Here is an 18769-nt window from a genome sequence, read left to right as displayed (position 1 = left end):
ACATCTGGGCTGGCTCTCGTAAGTGCCCGAGATCCTTCGGCACCCCCGGCAAGAATTGAACTTGCGACCTTCGGTTTAGGAAACCGCTGCTCTATCCACTGAGCTACGGGGGCAGGGGCAACAGCCGCTACGGGCGCCGGACCCTGGCACACCTCGCCTCACGCATCAAGCCAGATCCCCAGCCACGCCCTCGTCCAGCCCGCTCTTCCGCCGCGCCTCACCGGCCGACGCTCCTCTGCCGGCCGCCAGCCCGCGCTCTCCCACCGGCCGCCGCTCTCCGCGCGCCCCAGCGGCCGACGCTCCTCTGCCGGCCGTCAGCCCGCGATCTCCCACCGGCCGCTCTCCGCGCGCCTCGATCACCTCCACACCTCGCCCCAGAGCGCCGCCCCGATCGCCAGCGCGGCCGCGCCCCGCATCAGCCCTGCCCGCAGCGCCGCCACGGCGCGCTCGCGGTCCCCCCGCACCACCCGGGCGATCTGCTCCGCCCCCCGGTAGGCATGGGTCGGCCTCACCACCTCGACCTGCACCTCGTCCCCGAGGCCGAGATCGATCCTCTCCCCCGTCCCCTTCCCCCCGGCCCGCGCAGCGCTCGCCGCTCCGCCGTCCTCTCCCGCCGCCATCGCACCCGTCGCTCCCGCCTCGATCTCGGCTGCGATCCGCTCCGCGACCTCGTCCCCCGCCCCGCTCCGCTCCCGCGGCAGCTTCAGCACCCTCGCCATCGCCACCGCGTCGACCATGCACAGCCCCGCCACCACGGCGAACCCCATCGCCGCCACGAGGCGCTCCAGGTCGGGCGCCGCCGCCCCGGGCAGCCCCGACCCCAGCTGCAGGGCCACCGCGGTCACCGCCGCCGTCGCCGCCCACACCGCCCGCCTATCCGAGAGCGCCACGGTCGATCCGGCGCGCGCCCGCCCGACGCGGTTCGCCGCGCTCAGCACCACCGCGAGCGCCGGAACGAACGGCAGCGCGAACACGGCGCCGAACGCCGCGCCGACGATCATCCCCGCCGGCCCCGCCACGAGCCCGATGGTCATCCCGTTCACGACGCCGGCCACCACGATGGCCCACAGCGCCAGCATGCCCGCCATGAACGGCCCTCGGCGGGTCCACTTCCCCGGCGCGCCCACCCACGGCGCGTCCACCCACGGCGCGCCGTCCACCGGCGCCTCGCCCGCGCCCAGCGCCATCGCGCCATCGCCCCGGACCCCTCCGATCCGCGGCGTCAGGTAGTGGCCCAGCAGCGCCGCGACGATAGGGGTCACGCCCGCGAGCAGGAAGCGGGGCACGAGCTCATCCATCTCGAGAACGTCGGCCGTGAGCCAGCCCCCCACGAGCCCGATCGCCCCGCAGGGGAGCACGAGCGACACGGGAGCATCAGGCGACATGGAATCGGACGTTGAACGCGGCATCTCGAAACCCTCCGGCTCGTTCGTTCCTCTTCGACGCGCAGGCCCTCGAGCAGCTTCCAGCTCTCTGTCGCGCTGCCCGACCTTCCATCATCCCACCACGGCGCTCCACGCGCGCTGCACACGGTCCGCGCCATCAGCCCGGCCCCGCCTGCGGGTAGTGGCTGAGCGCCACAAGGTTCCCGTCGGGATCGCGCGCGTACATCGTGTAGGCGCTCTCCCGCTCGACGACCACGCCCCCCGCGGCCAGCCGGCGACGCCAGGCCTCCCGCTCGGACGGCGCGATCCCGAGGGCGACGCAGTGCCAGCCGGGCGCCTCGTCGGCGCGCGTCGGCCCGGCGGCCCCCGCCCGCTCCACGGCCAGAAAGGCGCCGCCCCCGAGATCGAGCCACACCGACCGCGGCGCTCCGGCGTCGTCCGTCCAGCGCCGCACCACCGGCAATCCGAGGACGCCCGCGTAGAACGCCTCGGCCCGCGCCAGGTCGCCCACGACCACGGCGAGGTGATGGACCGACAGCGACGCTACCGTCCCGCTCATGCTGCGCTCTCATTTCAGCGCCTTTCACGCGGCGACGCACCCGAAAAGCCACGCAGGCGCCGCGCGGTTGGCGCCTCGCCGACGCCGGGCGCTCGATCGGCCGACGCCGGGCGCGCGGCGCGCTCGACGTGCTCGATCACCGATGCGACCTGTCTTGCCCCGGCAGGGCGCCTCGTCTATGGTCCCGCTCGCGGACGCGCTCTGCCCGGGGAGTCGCACAGTCCGGTAGTGCACGAGCTTTGGGTGCTCGTTGTCGCGGGTTCAAATCCCGCCTCCCCGACCCTCTCCGACAATCCTCGCCCCCTCGCGAGCCCGGCGGTCGAGCTGAGCCCCATGGCCCCGGCCCCGTGGCTCAGCTCGACCGCCGCGCGCGTCCCCATCGCACCCGGCACGCCCCCGCCGCGCATCGAACTTGGCCTCCTCGGGTCCGCTGCGCATAGTCCCGCCGATGTCGACGCCCGTAACACTCCTGCTCGGCGCATGCCTCTCCTTGCCCCTCCTCGCAGGGTGCGGCGGGCCGCAGACGGCCGCCCCGGCAGCGGCTCCGGCGCCGCGCGCGCACAGCGCGGCGCCGTCCAGGCAGGCGGCGCCCGCCGGGCAGCTCGCCCGCGCCGACGTCGACCGGGTGCTGATGCAGGGGCCGCCCTGGATCCTTCGGCGCGTGCCGGTCGAGGAGGTCGTCCGGGCGGGCGCGTTCATCGGCTGGAAGATCCTCGCGCTGCCCGCGGACTGGAGCAGCATCGAGCTCAAGACCGGCGACGTCGTCACCCAGGTCAACGGCTCGACCCTGGAGCGCCCGGACGACCTGTTCGCTGCCTATCGCGCCCTGGCCAGCGCCAGCGAGCTCAAGATCGCGTACGAGCGCGAGGGCGCCGCGCGCGAGCTCGTCGTGCCCATCTTCGGGGCCCCGTCCAAGGAGACCGTCGAGGCCTTCGCGAGCGACAGCCCCCCGCGCCGCCCGACGACCTCCCGGCCGCGGGGAACGACGGTGATCGAGGAAGACGACGGCGGCGCGCCGCTCGACGGCAGCGCGCCGTGAAGCGCGTGCGGGCGCCGCGCGCCGATCACGCGGCGCCGGGCCTCACATGTCGAAGGCCAGCCCCAGGACCCACGTCGAGGTGCCGACGTGCATCTGCGGGCGCGAGCCTAGCCCGTCGAGGTTCGCGAACATCCACTCGCCGAACAGGTACGTGTGGTTGATGCCCGTCGTCTCATCGAGCTGGGAGGCCGAGCGGAGGTCCAGCCAGTTGAGCGCGAGCATCCCGCCGAGCGCGAGGTGCGTGCCCCACGTGATGCCCTCGCCCCGGACGCCATCGGGCTTCGGCGTGCCGGGGCCCGACGTCGTGGTCCATAACCCCATCCCCAGGCCCACCTTCGCGTAAGGCACGATCGGGACGCCCGTCTTGCGCATCAGCTCGTCGGCGCGGAGGACGGCCGACAGGTGCATCGGCATGATGGTGAGCGAGGTCTCCTCTGCCTCGGCCCTGTCGTCGCTGCCCGCCACGAAGGCCTTCGCCGACGCCGACGTGTACCCCCAGCCGAGCCCTGGGCCGATCGCCCCGACGTACGGGATCCGGAGCGGCAGCCAGTCGACCTCGACCCCGAAATAGAAATTCTGGCCGTCGCCGAAGGTCTTCCCGTAGGGGCCCGCGCCGGAGAACTCCTCGTCGACCTGGGGAGAGTACGGGGCGAAGCGGAGCTCGAACGCGAAGCTCTGAGGAGACGCATAGCGCTCCTCCCGCTGGATCCTCGACCGATCGTGCTGCCGCCAGTCGCCCACCCCGTGGCTCGTTTGCGCGCCGGCCACGGAGGCGGCGAGGAGCGCCGCGCCGCCGGCGAGGCCGGCGACCAGCTGATGACGGAGATGACAGATCATTCGCTCTCCTGCGTGAAGGAACGCGCGTGCGCGTGTGCGTGGCGTCGACGACGACGGCTCCTGCGCCACAACCCGAGCGCCGCGCCGGCCGCGACGGCGGCGAGCGGCGCGGCGGCCCACCGGCCCGCCCCCACCGGCCCTTCGATGCTGCAAAAGCCCCCGCCGGCTTGCCCGCCGGCGTCCCGGTACTGCTCGAAGAACCCGTCGACGTCGGTCGCGGTCGCACAGGAGAGCGCCGACAGCGGCCCGGCATTCCCGACCTGGTCATAGGCCGCGACGCCGACGACATACGACTTGCCGTTGACGACGCCCTCCGTGGCCTCGCCGCGGCTGGCCCTCCCCACGCTGCCGCACTGGTACTTGGAGTCCGGGATCTCCCCCGACACCAGGAGCGACGACTGGCAGCCGGAGCTGCCGCCGCTTGTTGTGCCGCCGCCGCTCGTTGCGCCGCCGCTCGTTGCGCCGCCGCCGGCTCCCCCTGCTCCGTCACCGCCTCCAGCGGCTCCGCCGCCGCTGCCGGATCCCCCTGACCCGCTCGACGCTGCAGCGGATTGCCCCCCATCATCGCAATAGAGGTAGTAGCCCTGCACGTCCTCGTCCTCGTTCTGCGTGTAGTCGACGAGGAGACGACCATCTCCGGGGTGCGCCACCACGCCGGTCGGCGGCTTCGGGCCCTGGAGGTCCATCTTGGTGGTATCCCACTTGGCGGAATCCGGATTGTCCTGGTCCGAGGATTCGAGCCGCAGAAAATAGATGTTCAGGGGGACCGCGCCGGTGCTGGCCCTCGTGCTGTCGCACCCCTCCGCGCCGAGGGCCTCGGCGATCGCCTTCGCCGACACCTTGACGACCATCGTGTCATCCAGGTTGGACTGGGCCGACACCTGCTTGCACCGCGTGCCGGTGTCGCGGTTCGAGTACGCAAGGCAGTCCAGCGACTCGCTGACCCAGACGGCGAGCGTATCGCTCGTCGAGAAGCCGCTCAGCGTGAGCGTGAACTCGAGATCGTTGTTCGTCACGCAGTCCTCGCGGCTGATCCAGAGCGGGTACTGCGCGTCCGGCCGCTGCAGCTCGGTCCGCTTCACGTCGGTGCTGATGGTCACCGTCGCGCCGGCCTGTCGCGCGCCTCCGGCGAGCGCCGCCGCCGCGAGGGCCACCGCGCAGAGCCGGGGGAGGTGCCGCCGCCCTCGCGGCCGGGGCCGCACGAGATACCTTGTCGTGTCCATGGGCGCGTCCTTTCAGCACAGCTCGTACCACGCCGCAAATGCCCCGCACAGCCCTTCGAACGGCGGGGAAAACGGTCGTGCGCCCACGCCGGAGACCGCGTCGAACGCGCCCTCGGAGGCCCCTGCGGTCCCGTCGGAGGCGTCCTTGGAGGCGTCCTCGACGCCCCACCTCGGAGGCTCGGAGGCGCGCTGCATGACGAGCTGGCCATGCTCGCCGTCCGTTCCTGACAAGTTGGCATCGACGCCGCGGAGCAGCAGGGTGAGCGAACCGCCGCGCGGCGCCATGGGTCGACGTGCGCGCTGCGTGGCCCGAAACACGCGCTCTTCGAGGGAGCTCGGCTAGCTTGAGGCACGTGGACTCGACCGACGCCGTTCCTCCGGAGCCGGGCTCGATGGCAGGGCCGAGCGCGAAGGAGCGCGCCACGGCGCCGGAGCCGGCGCGCGCTGGGCAGCCCGGCCAGCCCAGCGAGCGCCCGGAAGGCGCGCCCTCGTCCCTCGCGTCCGGGGCCACCCCGTCGGTGCGCCCGACCTCGATCCGGCCCAGCCGGCTGCCGCCGAGCGGCGCCGCCCCCGACGCCGACACCGCCGTCCTCGGCGTCCCGCTCACCCGTGTCGAGCTGCACCGGACCGCGCTGCTCTTCTGCCTGCTCTTCCTCGCCGCCCTCCTCTTCGTCGTCGGCCGCTCCGCGCGCGACGCGCTCTTCCTCACCAGGTTCCCCGTCACCTGGATCGCGCCGATGTGGATCGTGTACGGCGCCGCCTCCGCCGTCGCCGCGCTCGCGTACGACCGCGTCGCCCGCCGCCTGCCGCGCGCCCAGCTGTGCGTCGCCTTCGCCCTCTTCGGCGCCGTCACGTTCGCCCTGCTGCGCGTCCTCATCGGCCAGGAGGTGCGCGCCGCGATCCTGGTCTTCTACATCTGGTCCGAGATCATCGCGAACTTCACCGCCGTCCTCGTCTGGGCCGTCGCCCAGGACCTGCACGATCCGCGCAGCGCCAAGCGCCTCTTCGGCCTGATCGGCAGCGGGCGCGTCGTCGGCACCGTCGCCTGCGGCTTCGCGACGGGCGCCGTCGTCCGGTGGATCGGCACCGAGAACCTCCTGTTCGTGCTCATCGCGGCGCTCCTCGCCATGGCCGCGCTCACGACCGCGCTCGCGCGGCGCCACCCGCTCGGGCGGCCCCCGTCCGGCGACGAAGCGCTCATCCAGGCCCGCCTTCCGCGCCTGGAAGTGTGGCGATCGCGCTACGCCCTCACCGTCGCGCTCCTGACCTTCCTCCTCTTCACGGTCCTCACGATCGGCGACTACCAGTTCAAGGCGATCGCCCTCACGGCCTACCCCCACGTCGACGAGCTCACCCGGTTCATGGGGTTCCTCTACGGCGCCATCGGCGTGGTCGGCCTCCTCGTGCAGCTCGTCGCGACCCCCCTGGTCCTCCGGCGCCACGGCGTGCTCGGCGGGCTGCTCGCCATGCCGGCCGCGTTCACCGCCAGCACCGTCGCGCTGCTCGCGGCGCCGTCGCTCGCCTGGGGCGCGATCCTCAAGCTGAGCGACAACGCGCTGCAGCTCACGATCTACGACGCGACGATGCAGCTCTTGTTCTTCCCGTTCCAGCCGGCGCTGCGGGAGCGGGTGCGGACGCTCGTCTCCACGATCGCCAAGCCCCTCGGCTACGGGCTCGGCGCGCTGATCCTGCTCGCCGTGGCGCCCACCGCCGCGACGGGCCCCGCGCTCGTCGAGGAGGCCGCGTGGATCGGCGTCTACTCCCTCCCGCTCTGCGCCGCCGCCATCGCCCTCCTCCCGCTCGTGCGGCGCGGCTACTTCGACGCCATGCGCCGGACCTTGATGCGCCGCCAGATCGAGCCGGACAGCGTCGCGTACGGCCCCCAGACGCGCGCGATCCTCAAGGAGGCGCTCTACAGCCGCGCCATGATGCAGGTGCTCTTCGCGGTCGAGCAGCTCCAGCAGCTCGACCCGCCCCTCGTGCGCGAGGCCGTGCCCGCGCTCGCGCGCCACGGCTCGGCCAGGGTGCGCGCGCTCGCGGTGCGCCTCGCGGCCGAGCTCGAGCACGAGGAGGGCGCCAGCATCGCGCGCGCGGCGATCCACGACCGGAACACCGACGTCCGCGTCGCCGCCGTCGCCGCGCTCGCGGCGCTGCTGCGGGAGGACGCGCACGACGAGCTGCTCGCGCTCGCGCGGGAGAGCGACGCCGCGGACGCGGACGGCGGCGAGGAGCTCCGGGCCGCCGCGATCGCCGCGCTCCTGCGCTACTGCGGCCTCGACGGCATGCTCGAGGGCGCGCCGCGGCTGCGCGCGCTGCTCGACAGCCCGTCGCCCCGCGATCGCGTCGCCGCCGCCCGGATCCTCGGCCTGGTCGGCCACGCGTCGCTCCAGCGCGCGCTCGCGCGGCTCATCGGCGATCCCGACCCCGCGGTGCGGCGCGCGGCCGTGCGCTCGTCGTCGAGCGTCGCCGACCCGCGCCTGCTCCCCCTGCTCGCGGACGCGCTCGCCGAGCGCGCCCTCGCGCCGGCCGCGGCCCGGGCTATCGAGGCGCTCGGCGACGACGCCATCCCGGAGCTCGCGGCGCGCCTCGGCGACGACGGCACCCCGCGGGCCGTGCGGCTCGCGATCCCGCGGGTGCTCGCGCGGCTCTGCAGCCACGACGCGCTCGACGTGCTGCTCGCCCGGATCGACCACCCGAACGAGGCCCTCCGCCAGAAGGTGCTCGCGTCGGCGTCGCGCCTGCGCCTCGCGCTGCGCGCGCCGCCGGCGCCTCTCCGCGCGATCCGCGCCTGCATCGACGACGAGACGGTGGAGCACGTCCGCACGCGCGAGGCGTACATCGCGGTGCGCCCGCGCGTCGCCGGCGCGCTGCTCGATCAGCACCTGCTCCGCCGGCTGCGGAAGGGGCTCATCCGCGTGCTCCGGCTGTGCGAGCTCGCCTACCCGCGCGAGGTCGTCGCCCTCGTGCGCACCCACGTCTTCGGCCCGGATCCCGCGCTGCGGGCCAACGCGTTCGAGGTGCTGGAGTCGCTCCTCGACCGCCAGCTGCGCGAGCGCCTCGTCTCCCTCGTCGAGCGCCTGCTCGAGCTGTCGGCCGCGTTCCCCCGGAGGCCCGCGCCGCCGGAGGCCGGGGTCATCTCCTGGATCCGCCACGAGATCGTGCGCGGCGACCCCTACAGCGCCGCGCTCGCGCTCGATGCCGTCGCCCGGAGATCCATCTCCGGCGCCGCCGGGGACGCGCTCGCCGCGACCTACGATCCGGACCCGCTGGTCCGCGAGGCGGCCGCCATCGCGGTCGCCGTCACGTCGCCGCCGGGCGCCCGCGAGCGCCTGGGCGCGCTGCGGGCCGACGAGGATCCCGCGGTGGCCCGTTACGCACGATACTGGACGGTCACCGGCGGCACCGGCATCGACCCCGAGGACGAGATGTACACGACGATCGAGAAGGTCCTGTTCCTCCAGCGCGTTCCGCTCTTCTCCCGCGTGGCCGGCGACGATCTGGTGGCGCTGGCGCGCGGCTCGCTCGTGGTGTCGCTGGTCCGGGGCGACGTCATCTTCCGCCAGGGCGAGCCGGGCGGCGCGCTCTACTCGATCATCTCGGGCGAGGTGAGCCTCACCCTGGACGGCCGCGAGATCGCGCGCCTCGGCGCGAACGACGTGTTCGGCGAGATGTCGCTCTTCGACAGCGAGCCGAGGGCCTCGACCGCGGTGGTGACCGAGGACGCGGAGCTGCTCCGGGTCTCCGCCGAGGATTTCCACGAGGCGGTGCGGGAGACGGCCGAGATCGCGGACGCCGTGATCCGGGTGCTGAACCGGCGCCTGCGCGAGGCTGACCGCAAGCTGGCCGACGCGCACGCGCGGCTGTCGCTCCTTCCGAAGCCGCCGGCGCTGCCCGGGAGAGCGCCGCCCCCGGGGGACGAGACGCCGGCGCTCGACGACAGCGACCTCGATTGAGGAGCGCCGACGCCTCAACATCGGTCGGGTTCCCGTGCCTCAACCTCGGTCGGGCGCAGCGGCGCATGACACGCCAGCGCGGCGCTCCGGAACGTGGCCTGCAATGTGCAACGTCGAGCGCGCAGGGACGTCTGAAGAGATCCGAGGGCGCCCGAGGCCAGCCCGACCTCTCCCTGGCACCCCCTTCCAGAAGGACCCATCATGCTGCCGATGCCTCTCCCGCTGTCCGCTTCCCCCTCGCGCCCTGCCCCCGCGGCGCCGGGCATCCCCGGGGCCCGGCTCCGCCGGCTCGGCGGCGCCCTGCCGCTGCTCGCCGCGCTCATCGCCGCGCCCGCGAGCGCCGCCGCCCAGCCCGCCGAGGCCGCGCCGGTCCAGGTCGATGTCCGCGTGAGCGCGCAGGCGCAGATCGAGGCGGACGAGTACGAAGACACCGACCCGAGCGCCCTCGTCGAGTTCCAGCAGCCGCTCGCCGCGTACGGCACCTGGGTCGACGACCCGAGCTACGGCACGGTCTGGGTGCCCTCCGCGGTCGTGGTCGGCCCCGATTTCGCGCCCTACCAGACAGCGGGCCACTGGGCGCTGACCGACGACGGCGAGTGGCTCTGGGTCAGCGACTACACGTGGGGCCACATCCCCTTCCACTATGGCCGCTGGGTCTGGATCTCCTCCCACGGCTGGGCCTGGATCCCGGGGCGCACGTACGCCCCGGCGTGGGTCGTCTGGCGCGTCGGTGACGCCGGCTACGTCGGCTGGGCCCCGATGCCGCCGACCTACACCTGGAGCAGCGGCGTCGCGGTCTCGCTGTGGACCGTCCCCCCTGCCGCGTACGTCTTCTGCCCGACGACGCACGTCTTCCACCGCCACGTCCACACGCACGTCATCCGCGATCGCGAGGTCGTCCGGCGCGTCGCCGCGCACTCGCACACCTACAGGCCGGCGCGGCCCACCGCGAGCAGGCCCGGGCGCGCCGACGTCCGCCCGGGCGGCGACGGGGGCGCGGGCCGCTCGAGCCCGTCCCACGGCATCCGTCCTGGCGGCTACCGGCCGGCCTCGCCGTCGCTCGCGGAGGCCGGCGTCCCCTCCTCGGCCGCGCCGAGGCACCGCGACAGGCCGGATCCTCGCGCCCTCGCTTACGCCCACAGGAGCACGACGCCGAGCGCACGCCTCGCGGCCCCGCCGGCGCGCCGTCCGGCGTCGCCCGCGGGCGACGACCGTCGCGCGGCGCCCGCGCTGCGCACGCCGCTGCACCCGCGGGGGACGCGCGACGGCGACGCTCCGGCCCCGGTCGCCAGGCCGGGCCTCCCGGCGCGGGGCGTGTCCGACGCGGGCGCGCTGCACCGCGCCGGCGTGAGCCCATCGCACCGGCCCTCGCGGCCGGCGGTCACGCCGGCGTCGCCCCTCCCCGCCCCGGAGACGCCGGCCTCCCCGGCGCCGCGCCCCGTCGGCACGCCGGCCGCCACGCGCGACCTCCCGCACCGATCGCCGTCGGCCACCGCGCCGCGACCGCTGCCGCAGGCGACGCCGGCGCCGCAGCCGATCGCGAAGCCGCGCGCGCTCCCGAGCGCGCCGTCGTCGCCGCCGCGCCCCAGGTTCCACCTCCCGTCGGGCCCGGCTCCGGGGAAGACGGCGCCGGCGTCCGGTCGCCCGCGGTCGAGGTAGCGCTTGGTCCACGTCTTGCGACGTCCACGAGCAGGAGAAGATCCGATGACTCTTTCCGCTGACTTTGTGAAGCGTCGTTCACTGGGGCTGTGGTCGTTCCTTCTCGTCGCCGCGCCCCTCGCCTCGGCCGGTTGCATCATCGTCGACGAGGACGGCGACCACGATGGCCATCATGTCCACGATGACTGGGACGACGGCGACGACGGCAGCGTTCCCCCGCCGCCCGCGGACGACGTGCGGCGCGTCGCCGTCGACACGGACGCCACCCTGAGCACCGAGCCGGGCGAGGGCGTCGGCATCTTCGTCGAGTACACGGCGGGCGGGACGTGGACGCTCTGGACGACCTGCGACACCAACACCTCCAAGGTCGTCTGCAGCTTCGATCTCTATGCCTCGGTCGACACGTCGTCCGAGCTCATCGACGTCGCGGGGATCGAGATCGAAAAGACGGACGAGACGCGCCTCGTGGACATCGGCGTCGCGTATTTCCACGCTGAGACCGGCTCGGACATCGACGCGATGACGTTTGCCACCACCCCGGGCGCCGTCGTCCGCTTGGAGGCCCACCTCGACGGGGCGCCGGAGCCCCGCTTCGTCTACTGGTTCGGCGACGGCGTCCTGCACGAGGGCGCGCCCAGCGACCCGATCGACTTCAAGCCGACCGCGCCCTGAGGGCGCGATCCTGACGCTCCTCCCGCTGCCCGCGCGGCGGGAGGAGCGCCCGGCGAGGACGCGCGCCGCTCGGGGCTATTTCTTCGCCTGGATCGGCTGCCCCTCGACGTCCCACGCCTCCGGCTCGCCGAGGCCGATCGCCTGGAGCTGCGGCAGGATCTCCTGCCGCGGTCCCACGACCACGACGGTCGCCCCCTTCGGATCCACGGCCCTCGCGAGCTCCGCCAGGGTCGCCAGCGTCGCGCCCTGCCGCGCCTTGCTCGCGTCGCCGTCGAACGTCTCCGGCAGCTCGAGCCGCGCCAGCGTCCCGAGGCGCTGCGCGGTGCGGTTCACTGTCTCGTAGGCGGAGACGAGATCCGCGCGGTCCTGCGCCTGCACCTTCGCCAGCTCGTCACGGGTCAGCCCGGAGTCGGCCATCTTGGCGAGCTCGGCGAGCATCTCCTTCAGGGCGGGTCCGGTCGCCTCGGTGACGACGGAGGCCCGCGCCACGAACGCGCCCGGCAGCCTCGTCTCGGTGAACGCCGAGCCGGCGCCGTAGGACCAGCCGTGATCCTCGCGCAGGTTCTGGTTCAAGCGCGACGTGAACGAGCCGCCGAGCGCGGAGTTGACGAGCTGGAGCAGCGGCCGCCGAGGATCGCTCGCGGCGACCCCCTCCCGCACGGCCGCGATCACCGACTGCGGCGCCCCCGGGCGGTCGACGAGCACAAGCCGCGGCGGCTTCCAGGCCGGCGCGGCGGCCGCCGCGCCCTGCGCTGCCGGCGCGCCCTTCGCGGCCGGCGCGGCGCTCGCCGCCGCGCCCTTCGTGGCCGGCGCGGCGCTCGCCGTGGCGCCCTTCGCCGACCACGTCCCGAGATCGCGCGAGAGCGCCTGCTGCAGCTCGTCCCGGGTGATGTCGCCGACCACGGTGATCACCGCGCGGTCCGGGCGCCACGCCGCCTTGTAGAACGCCTTCACGGCCGGGAGGCCGATCGACTTCGCGTCCGCGACCAGCCCGTCGACGGGGTGCCCGTACGGCGTGCCCGGCCCGTGGAGCGCGGCCATCGAGACCAGCCCCGAGACCCGCGTCGCGTCGTCGCCGCGCTTCCTGAGGTCGTTCTGCCAGAGCTCGCTGACGCGCTTCCACTCCTTCGCCTCGAACCGCGGGCGCGCGACCACGTCGGCGAGCAGCGAGAACGCCTTGTCGAAGTTCTTCTTCAGCACGGAGAGCGTCGCGACGCTGCCGTCGGCGCGCGCCCCGACCGAGAGCGTCGCGCCGAGGTCGTTGATCGCGCTGGACAGCTCCACCGCGCTCCGCGTCCCCGCGCCCTCGTCGAGCATGTCCGCGGTGATGTGCGCGAGCCCCGCCGCGCCCTTCGGATCGTCCGCCGCCCCCGACGCGACGGAGATGGCCACGGACACGATCGGCAGCGTGTGGCGCTCGAGCAGCCACACCTTCGAGCCGTTCGGCCCGTCGAGCACCACCGGCGCCGGCGGCGTGAACGGCTGCGGCTTCGGCAGCTCCGGCCTGGGCCCGAGCGGGTCCGCGGGCTTCGCGGCCGCCGGCGGGGCGCTCGGACGCGGCGCCTCCGCCCGGGCTGCGGACTGCGCCGGCGTCCTCGGCTCGCAGCCGAGGGCCGCGGCGACCAGCGCGATCATCGCGCCTGCGTGTGTCGCTCTCATTTCGTCACCGCCTTCTTCGCGTCTTCGCTGCCCTTCGGCACGACCCGCAGGATCACCCGGGCGTCGGGATCCAGGGTGCTCTTCGCGTACGCCTGCAGCGACTCCGCTGTCGCGTCGCGGTAGCGCTTCAGATCCTGCTCCACGAACCCGGGCTGGCCCTTCGACGTCTCGTACCGGTTGAGCATCGAGGCCCGGCCGGCGACCGACTCGAGCGCCGTCACGAAGGCGGTCTCGTACTGGTTCTTGGCCCGGTCGAGCTCCTCGCGGCTCAGCTTCGCGTCCCGCACCTTGGCGAGCTCCGCGTCGATGGCGGCCTCGACCTTCTCGAGCGGCACGCCTGGCCGCGCGATCGCCTCGACGGTGAACGTCGAGCCGAGATCGCCGGAGTGCTGCACGGCGCTCACCTCCTGGGCGAGCTGCTTGTCGTAGACGAGGGCCTTGTAGAGGCGGCTCGCCTTCCCCTGCTCGAGCGCCGTGGCGAGGAGGTCGAGATCGGCGTCGCCCGGCGCGTACTGCGGGGGGCTGTGCCAGGCCATGACCACCTTGGGGAGGTTCACGTTGTCCTCGATCGTCTTCCGCACGACGCCGCTCAGCTTCACCGGCGCGGGCGTGGTCGCCGCGGGGACGGGCCGCTCCGGGATGCCGCCGAAGAACCGCTCGATGAGGTCGCGCGTCTTCTGCGCGTCGAAGTCGCCGGCCACGACGAGGGAGACGTTGTTCGGCACGTACCACCGCCGGAAGAACGTCGTGACGTCGTCGACGGTCGCGGCCTGGAGGTCCTCGTGCGAGCCGATCACGGGGTGGTGGTAGGGGTGTCCCTCCGGGTACATCAGCGAGGGCATGAGGAGATCGACCTTGCCGTAGGGCTCATTCTCGCTCGTCTGGCGGCGCTCGTTCCGCACGACGTCGCGCTGCGCGTTGAGCTTCGGGAGGTCCATGCTGTCCGCGAGCGACGAGAACCGATCGGCCTCGAGCCAGAGCAGGAGCGGCAGCGTGTGGGCCGGCGCCACCTCGTGGTAGTCGGTCCGGTCCTCGCTGGTCCACGCGTTGTTCCAGCCGCCCTCGGCCTCCATCCACGCGTCGAACTGCTTCGTGGGGACGCGGTGGGTGCCCATGAACATGAGGTGCTCGAACAGGTGCGCGAAGCCGGTGCGCCCCGGCTCCTCGAACCGCGAGCCGACCTTGACCATGAGGTTCAGGGCGACCATCGGCAGCGCGTGGTCCTCGTGGAGGATCACGGTGAGGCCGTTCTTGAGGGTGTACTTGGTGAACGGGATGTCGAGCTTCGGCGCCTGCGAGGCCGCGGACTGAGGCGCGGTGGGTGCGGACGCCGGGGCTGCGGCCAGCGCGGGCGCCGGGGCCGCGGCTGGCGCGACCTTCGGAGCCGCGGGCGCCGGGGCCGCGGCCGGCACGGGCGCCGGGGCTGAGGCTGGCGCAGCCTTCGGAGCCGCGGCTGGCGCGGACGCCGGGGCCGCGGCTGGCGCAGCCTTCGGGGCCGCGGCTGGCGCGGCCTTCGGCGGTGAGGACGTGGCCTCGGGCGGAGCTGCTGGTGCGGGCTTCGGCCCGGACAGAGAGAGGGCCGCGGCCACGGCGACCAGGATCGGCCCGGTGGAGCGCGGGAGCGGCGGGTGACGCGCGCGGGTCTGCATGAGCCCGAGGGTTGCGCCGGTCGCGGGCGGAGCGCAAGCGGGCGGGAGCATGGATACGGAGCCGCGCCCGGCCAACGGGTGTGGTTGTCAGTTTGTCACGAAGGACGAACGCACCACAGATGCAGAAGGAGCGTGCGACGCGGACGGGGTAGGGTGGGGTTTACGAGGGCTGAGCGCCGGCCGGTGCCGTGGACGCCGCGGGCGGAGGCGGAGGCGCTGCCCCCGGCCGGTTGCCGGCCACCTTGCCCTCTGCGGTCTTGCGGGCCTTTTCCCGCCGCGCTGCAGCGCGGCGGCGCCGCTCGTAGGCGCTCGTGACCTCGCGGACGATCTCCGGATGGCGGCGGAAGACGTGCGCCGCCGTCTTCCGGATCGCGCCGATGCGCTCGAGCATGAGGTGCAGGAGCTGATTGCGGGTCGCGGTCGCGGCGGCCGAGGTGTCGCCGTCGGGGATCGTCTGCAGCGCTCGCCGTTGCAGGTCCTCCGCGAGCTTCCTGGCCTCGACGATGAGGCGGACATCGAACTCCTCATCTGCCTCGACCAGGCGTTCCTCGAGCGACGCCGCGAGCCCCGCGTAATCGCGGAGCGCCTGGGAGAGGGCGCTGGAGCGCTGGCCGTCCTGCGCGTGAAACTCCTTGATGCGCGCGAGCTGCGCGTCGGCGGGCTCGTCGACGTCATCGTCGAGCAGGAACTCGAGCGCCGACTCGAGCTCATCGACAACGAACCTGGCGCGCTCTCCGACGTCGGCCACGGCGGGGTCGACGATGAGGAGCAGCCGAGTCTGCGCCTCCTGCACGGCGTGGACGATGGAGAGCAGATCGTCGCTGCTCGAAGCGGGCAGTCGGTTCTTGACGCGCTTGAGGCCCGGGCGATCGCCGTCGGGCTCCCAGTACTTCTTCACGAACGCCGCGGCGGCGACCGCCTCGCGCACGGCGACGTCGTACGGCAGGCTCAGCGGGTTATCGGTCCGCCCCTGCTCGGCGGCGGCCTTGACCCAGCGATCGTAGTCCTTCCCCTGCTTGGCCATGATGATTGCTCGACCCCTCCTCCTGCGTCCCTCGCCCCCTCCGGGCGCGGCGCGGAGACGCGAAGATGAGTCCGCTCGAAGCGCTGTCCAGAGCAGACGCACGATCCGGACGCGATCGAGGTCCACCGGAGGGAAAAGCGTCGGGGTGGGATGTCCTGATGGCCGGCTGCCCTGTCCTGAAGACCGGGTACCCTGTCCTGATGACCGAGCAGCGTGTCCTGATGACCGGGTACCCTGTCCTGATGACCGAGCAGCGTGTCCTGATGACCGGGTACCCTGTCCTGATGGCCAGCTGCGTGTCCTGATGGCCGGGTGCCCTGTCCCGAGGGAGACAAACGCGGCAAGTTCGGCCCGTACAAGCCAAGATGATGAGTCTTTCTCATGTTCAGGAGAGCCCGGTGGCAGGACGGTTCTTTGGCAAAGGTCAGTCCAGAGCGCTCGAAGGGCTGCGGGCCTGGTATGATGCGGGCCGCCCCGCGGCATGCATCGTCCACGGTCCGCCCGGCGCGGGGAAGAGCACCGTCCTCGAACGCTTCTTCTGTTCGATCACCGCTCCTGGAACGCTGAAGCTCGTCGTCCACGCTGGACGCGTGTTCGGTGCTGCCTTCGAGGAAGAGGCGCTCGCGAGGCTCTCAGCAGGTCCGTGGCCCGAGGGCACAGGGTTCAGCGAACATGCTTTCGGCGTTCGCACGAGCCTCGTGAACCGAATCATGAACTGGGACGGCGACGACGGGCAGCCGCAGCTCCTGCTCGGTCTCATCGCGCCTGACGCATGCGTGGACTGGCCGGAGAACCCGCGCCGTTCTGTGCTGGACGACCCGGGGCCCGCCGCGCGTGTGCTGGTGGCGGTCTCCGGCACGCGCGATGTCGCCGAGCGGTGGGCAGAGCGCCTCAATTTCCGCACCGAGCGCGTGACGTACATTCCGGTCGACGGGTTCCGTATCGATGAGATCGATCCAGCTCTCCGCGACAAGCTCGCCTGGGCGGCGGTCGACGGTCCAGGTCCACGCGCCCATGTAGAGGCGATCGCGACCTCGCTTCGCGAGCGTGGTGCAGTGCGGTTGGAGACGCTCATGGCGATCCTCGCGTGCGCGTTCGCGCCGCTCGACATCTCCGCGCTGGCTCTGCTCCTCGATGCGCAGGTGGCCGAGGTGACCGGGTGGCTCGATGCGCACCGCGACGCCCTGGATTCGGTGATCATATGGCATGAAGAGGGTCACCGGATTCGCTTTCGTCACGAAGCTTTGCGCGCCGCCTGGGCGGCCGCGAACCAGGAGCACGTGGCGCTCGCCGAGCGACGGTTCGCTGAGGCTGCCCAGGCCCTCGTTCGCACCTGGGAGGGCGTCGACAACGCCCAATCTCGCGCGCTGATCTACCTCCGCCGCTATGCCGGCGATCACCTCGTCGCGTCGGGAGCGCCGCACGCCGATCTCCTCCAGCTATGCGACCCGCGGTGGGCCTGGCCGCGCTCCCGCGAGGATGTCGCCGCGCGCCGGATGGAGCTGGGGCGCGTGCGACGCACGCTGACGGCGCCGCTTGACGGCGCGGACGCCATGGGAATCCCGTCCGAAGCGCTATCGAGCTTCGTGAGGCTCGCGATGGCGCAGGGCGCGCTCGCGACGCTGCGCCACGCGTGGCCCCCTGAGGCGGACGAGCCCGGCAAGGAGGCGTGGAACGACACGGAGCGGGCGCTCGCCGTGGCGCTCTTCGCGCTCGCGGCGCACGCCTCACCATCGCTGCGCGCACACATCGAGGCGCGCGCGCTCGACGTCGTACGTCGGACCGGCGCCGCGTGGCGCGGCGATGGGTGGGAAGATGCGCTCGCATTGCTCACCGCGGCGCGTGCTGCGTCCGGGGGCGAGGCCGCGATGTGCGCGCGCTGGGCGGTCTCCGCCACATGGCGTGCGGAGAAAGGGCCCGACATCTACTTGCACGCGTGGCTCACCGCAGCCAGCTTCCTGCCCCCGTCGGAAGCGGTAGCGCTGGTCCAACAAGCCATCGAGCGCGCGCTGGTGAGCGCGAAGCCGGGGCGTGCGCTCGCGCAGCTCGCCGCGCCGGAGGGGCAGGCGCTCGCCCTCTTTCGCGCGGCGATGTCCCTCGAACCGAGGTCACGCGCGAACGCCCTGGCACCGCTCTTGTCGAAGCTGCCCGATGACGAGCGGGCCAGAGCCGTCGGGGTGGTGTTCGATGCGTTCTTCGTTGACTTTGATGCAGACGCGGAGCGGCTTGACGACGAGACCTGCACCACGGCTGTTGTTCCATTCCTAGGGCTGGTTGAGCTCTCGAAGCTCTTTGACGATCCGACGACGGGAATGGGCGCCGCGTTGGCCGTGCGGTTCGCCCAGCTCGGTGCGCCGGGACGCGTGCTCGACGTCATCCGAGAGCTCTGTGGCGGTGGCACCCACGGCGCTCGCGCGCTGCTCCGCGCCGCGGCGACCGAGGGCGGCCGCTCCCTCGTGCAAGCCGCGCGCAAGGCGGTGGCTGCGCTCGACCCCGCATGGGTCGCCGCGAAGCTCGTCTGCGAACACCCAGCCGAAGCCATCCAGGTGCTCGGCCTCGATGCTGCCGTCGAAATCGCCGAACGGGCAGGCGGAGGTGGCTCCGAGGCAGCGCGCATCACGGCCCTCGCGGCGCTCTGTCGCGCCGCCCCCGAGCCGTCGCGCCCTGCGCTCGCCGCGCGTGCCGTCGCTGCCTACCACGACGATCGAGATACCGACGGGCTGGAGAGCGTGGTGCGCTGCGCACCCTGGATGTCACTTGCGGACGCAGCGAAGCTGTTCTCCGTGAGCCTCGGGAACGCAGCCGAGCAGGTCACGCTCGTCGCGACCCTGAGCCGCTGGGGCGGCGTGGAACAGCTCGCGCCCCTCATCGCGCGCATCGGCGGGGAGGACGCGCTCGCCGCCGTCGCCGACGTCCTGCCCGAGGCGCTCCGGTGGATCTCGCGGGCGGAGGCCGGCTAGGACGTCGACTCGCACCCGCAGCCCGCGCTTCGGGTCCAACGACGCGAGCCGTGACCGCCGCTGGCGACGCGCCCGTAGCCTGCTGTGAAGAACCCTGCGCGCCTGGGTAATGCATTGCTCTCCATACAGCGGTCGCCGCGCTGACCGCTT

At 73.3% G+C, this 18769-nt stretch carries 14 protein-coding genes and 2 tRNA genes; 7 read left to right on the top strand and 9 right to left on the bottom strand.

The window, feature by feature from the left end:
• Positions 1-40: 40 nt before the first annotated feature.
• The 3 genes from WMF14_RS12005 to WMF14_RS11995 form a co-directional block, all read right to left on the bottom strand.
• Positions 41-113: transfer RNA gene (locus WMF14_RS12005), tRNA-Arg, on the bottom strand.
• A gap of 243 nt (positions 114-356) precedes the next feature.
• Entirely contained in the window at positions 357-1385 is a 1029-nt protein-coding gene (locus WMF14_RS12000; protein WP_437800984.1) for a hypothetical protein, read from the bottom strand.
• Between the two features lie 157 nt (positions 1386-1542).
• Positions 1543-1944, bottom strand: coding sequence for a VOC family protein (locus WMF14_RS11995; RefSeq protein ID WP_437800982.1), 402 nt, complete (start codon positions 1942-1944; stop codon positions 1543-1545).
• A gap of 206 nt (positions 1945-2150) precedes the next feature.
• On the opposite strand from WMF14_RS11995, the gene WMF14_RS11990 reads away from it, so the two are divergent.
• Positions 2151-2224: transfer RNA gene (locus WMF14_RS11990), tRNA-Pro, on the top strand.
• Positions 2225-2392: 168 nt separating this feature from the next.
• The gene (locus tag WMF14_RS11985) at positions 2393-2983 is read left to right on the top strand and encodes a serine protease (RefSeq protein ID WP_437800980.1); all 591 of its coding nucleotides are present in this window, start codon (positions 2393-2395) and stop codon (positions 2981-2983) included.
• 42 nt (positions 2984-3025) lie between these two features.
• Here the strand turns inward: WMF14_RS11985 and WMF14_RS11980 are convergent, their stop codons facing one another.
• From WMF14_RS11980 to WMF14_RS11970, 3 genes are read right to left on the bottom strand one after another with little or no spacing between them, the layout of a single operon-like run.
• Complete coding sequence (locus WMF14_RS11980; protein WP_272101762.1) at positions 3026-3820, bottom strand: MXAN_2562 family outer membrane beta-barrel protein; 795 nt, start codon at positions 3818-3820, stop codon at positions 3026-3028.
• Entirely contained in the window at positions 3817-5043 is a 1227-nt protein-coding gene (locus WMF14_RS11975) for a hypothetical protein (protein ID WP_437800978.1), read from the bottom strand. The genes WMF14_RS11980 and WMF14_RS11975 overlap by 4 nt, the downstream gene beginning before the upstream one ends.
• Before the next feature lie 12 nt (positions 5044-5055).
• Entirely contained in the window at positions 5056-5274 is a 219-nt protein-coding gene (locus WMF14_RS11970; protein WP_437800976.1) for a hypothetical protein, read from the bottom strand.
• Between the two features lie 122 nt (positions 5275-5396).
• Between WMF14_RS11970 and WMF14_RS11965 the strand changes: the two genes are divergently transcribed.
• The 3 genes from WMF14_RS11965 to WMF14_RS11955 all read left to right on the top strand — a co-directional run bounded on the left by WMF14_RS11965 (position 5397) and on the right by WMF14_RS11955 (position 11327).
• Positions 5397-8996 (top strand): HEAT repeat domain-containing protein, encoded by a 3600-nt coding sequence (locus WMF14_RS11965; protein WP_437800974.1) that lies wholly within the window; start codon positions 5397-5399, stop codon positions 8994-8996.
• A gap of 201 nt (positions 8997-9197) precedes the next feature.
• Positions 9198-10655 (top strand): DUF6600 domain-containing protein, encoded by a 1458-nt coding sequence (locus tag WMF14_RS11960; protein WP_437800972.1) that lies wholly within the window; start codon positions 9198-9200, stop codon positions 10653-10655.
• 66 nt (positions 10656-10721) lie between these two features.
• Positions 10722-11327 (top strand): hypothetical protein, encoded by a 606-nt coding sequence (locus tag WMF14_RS11955; RefSeq protein ID WP_437800970.1) that lies wholly within the window; start codon positions 10722-10724, stop codon positions 11325-11327.
• Positions 11328-11402: 75 nt separating this feature from the next.
• On the opposite strand, the gene WMF14_RS11950 is transcribed toward WMF14_RS11955, so the two are convergent.
• The 3 genes from WMF14_RS11950 to WMF14_RS11940 all read right to left on the bottom strand — a co-directional run bounded on the left by WMF14_RS11950 (position 11403) and on the right by WMF14_RS11940 (position 15659).
• Positions 11403-12986, bottom strand: coding sequence for a M16 family metallopeptidase (locus WMF14_RS11950; protein WP_437800968.1), 1584 nt, complete (start codon positions 12984-12986; stop codon positions 11403-11405).
• On the bottom strand, positions 12983-14398 hold the full coding sequence (locus tag WMF14_RS11945; RefSeq protein ID WP_437800966.1) for a M16 family metallopeptidase: 1416 nt from the start codon (positions 14396-14398) through the stop codon (positions 12983-12985). Before WMF14_RS11945 ends, WMF14_RS11950 begins: the two co-directional genes overlap by 4 nt.
• A 397-nt stretch (positions 14399-14795) precedes the next feature.
• Positions 14796-15659, bottom strand: a complete 864-nt coding sequence (locus tag WMF14_RS11940; protein ID WP_437800964.1) for a hypothetical protein — start codon at positions 15657-15659, stop codon at positions 14796-14798.
• 158 nt (positions 15660-15817) lie between these two features.
• Between WMF14_RS11940 and WMF14_RS11935 the strand changes: the two genes are divergently transcribed.
• Complete coding sequence (locus WMF14_RS11935; protein ID WP_437800963.1) at positions 15818-15964, top strand: hypothetical protein; 147 nt, start codon at positions 15818-15820, stop codon at positions 15962-15964.
• Positions 15965-16057: 93 nt separating this feature from the next.
• Positions 16058-18619 (top strand): hypothetical protein, encoded by a 2562-nt coding sequence (locus tag WMF14_RS11930; RefSeq protein WP_437800961.1) that lies wholly within the window; start codon positions 16058-16060, stop codon positions 18617-18619.
• Positions 18620-18769 lie beyond the last annotated feature (150 nt).

The sequence above is a fragment of the Sorangium sp. So ce693 genome (genome assembly GCF_051521375.1).
In the GTDB taxonomy this organism is placed as follows: Bacteria; Myxococcota_A; Polyangia; order Polyangiales; family Polyangiaceae; genus Sorangium; species Sorangium atrum.
The sequence above is the reverse complement of the archived record's forward strand: the minus strand, read 5'-3'. Positions and strand labels throughout refer to the sequence as shown.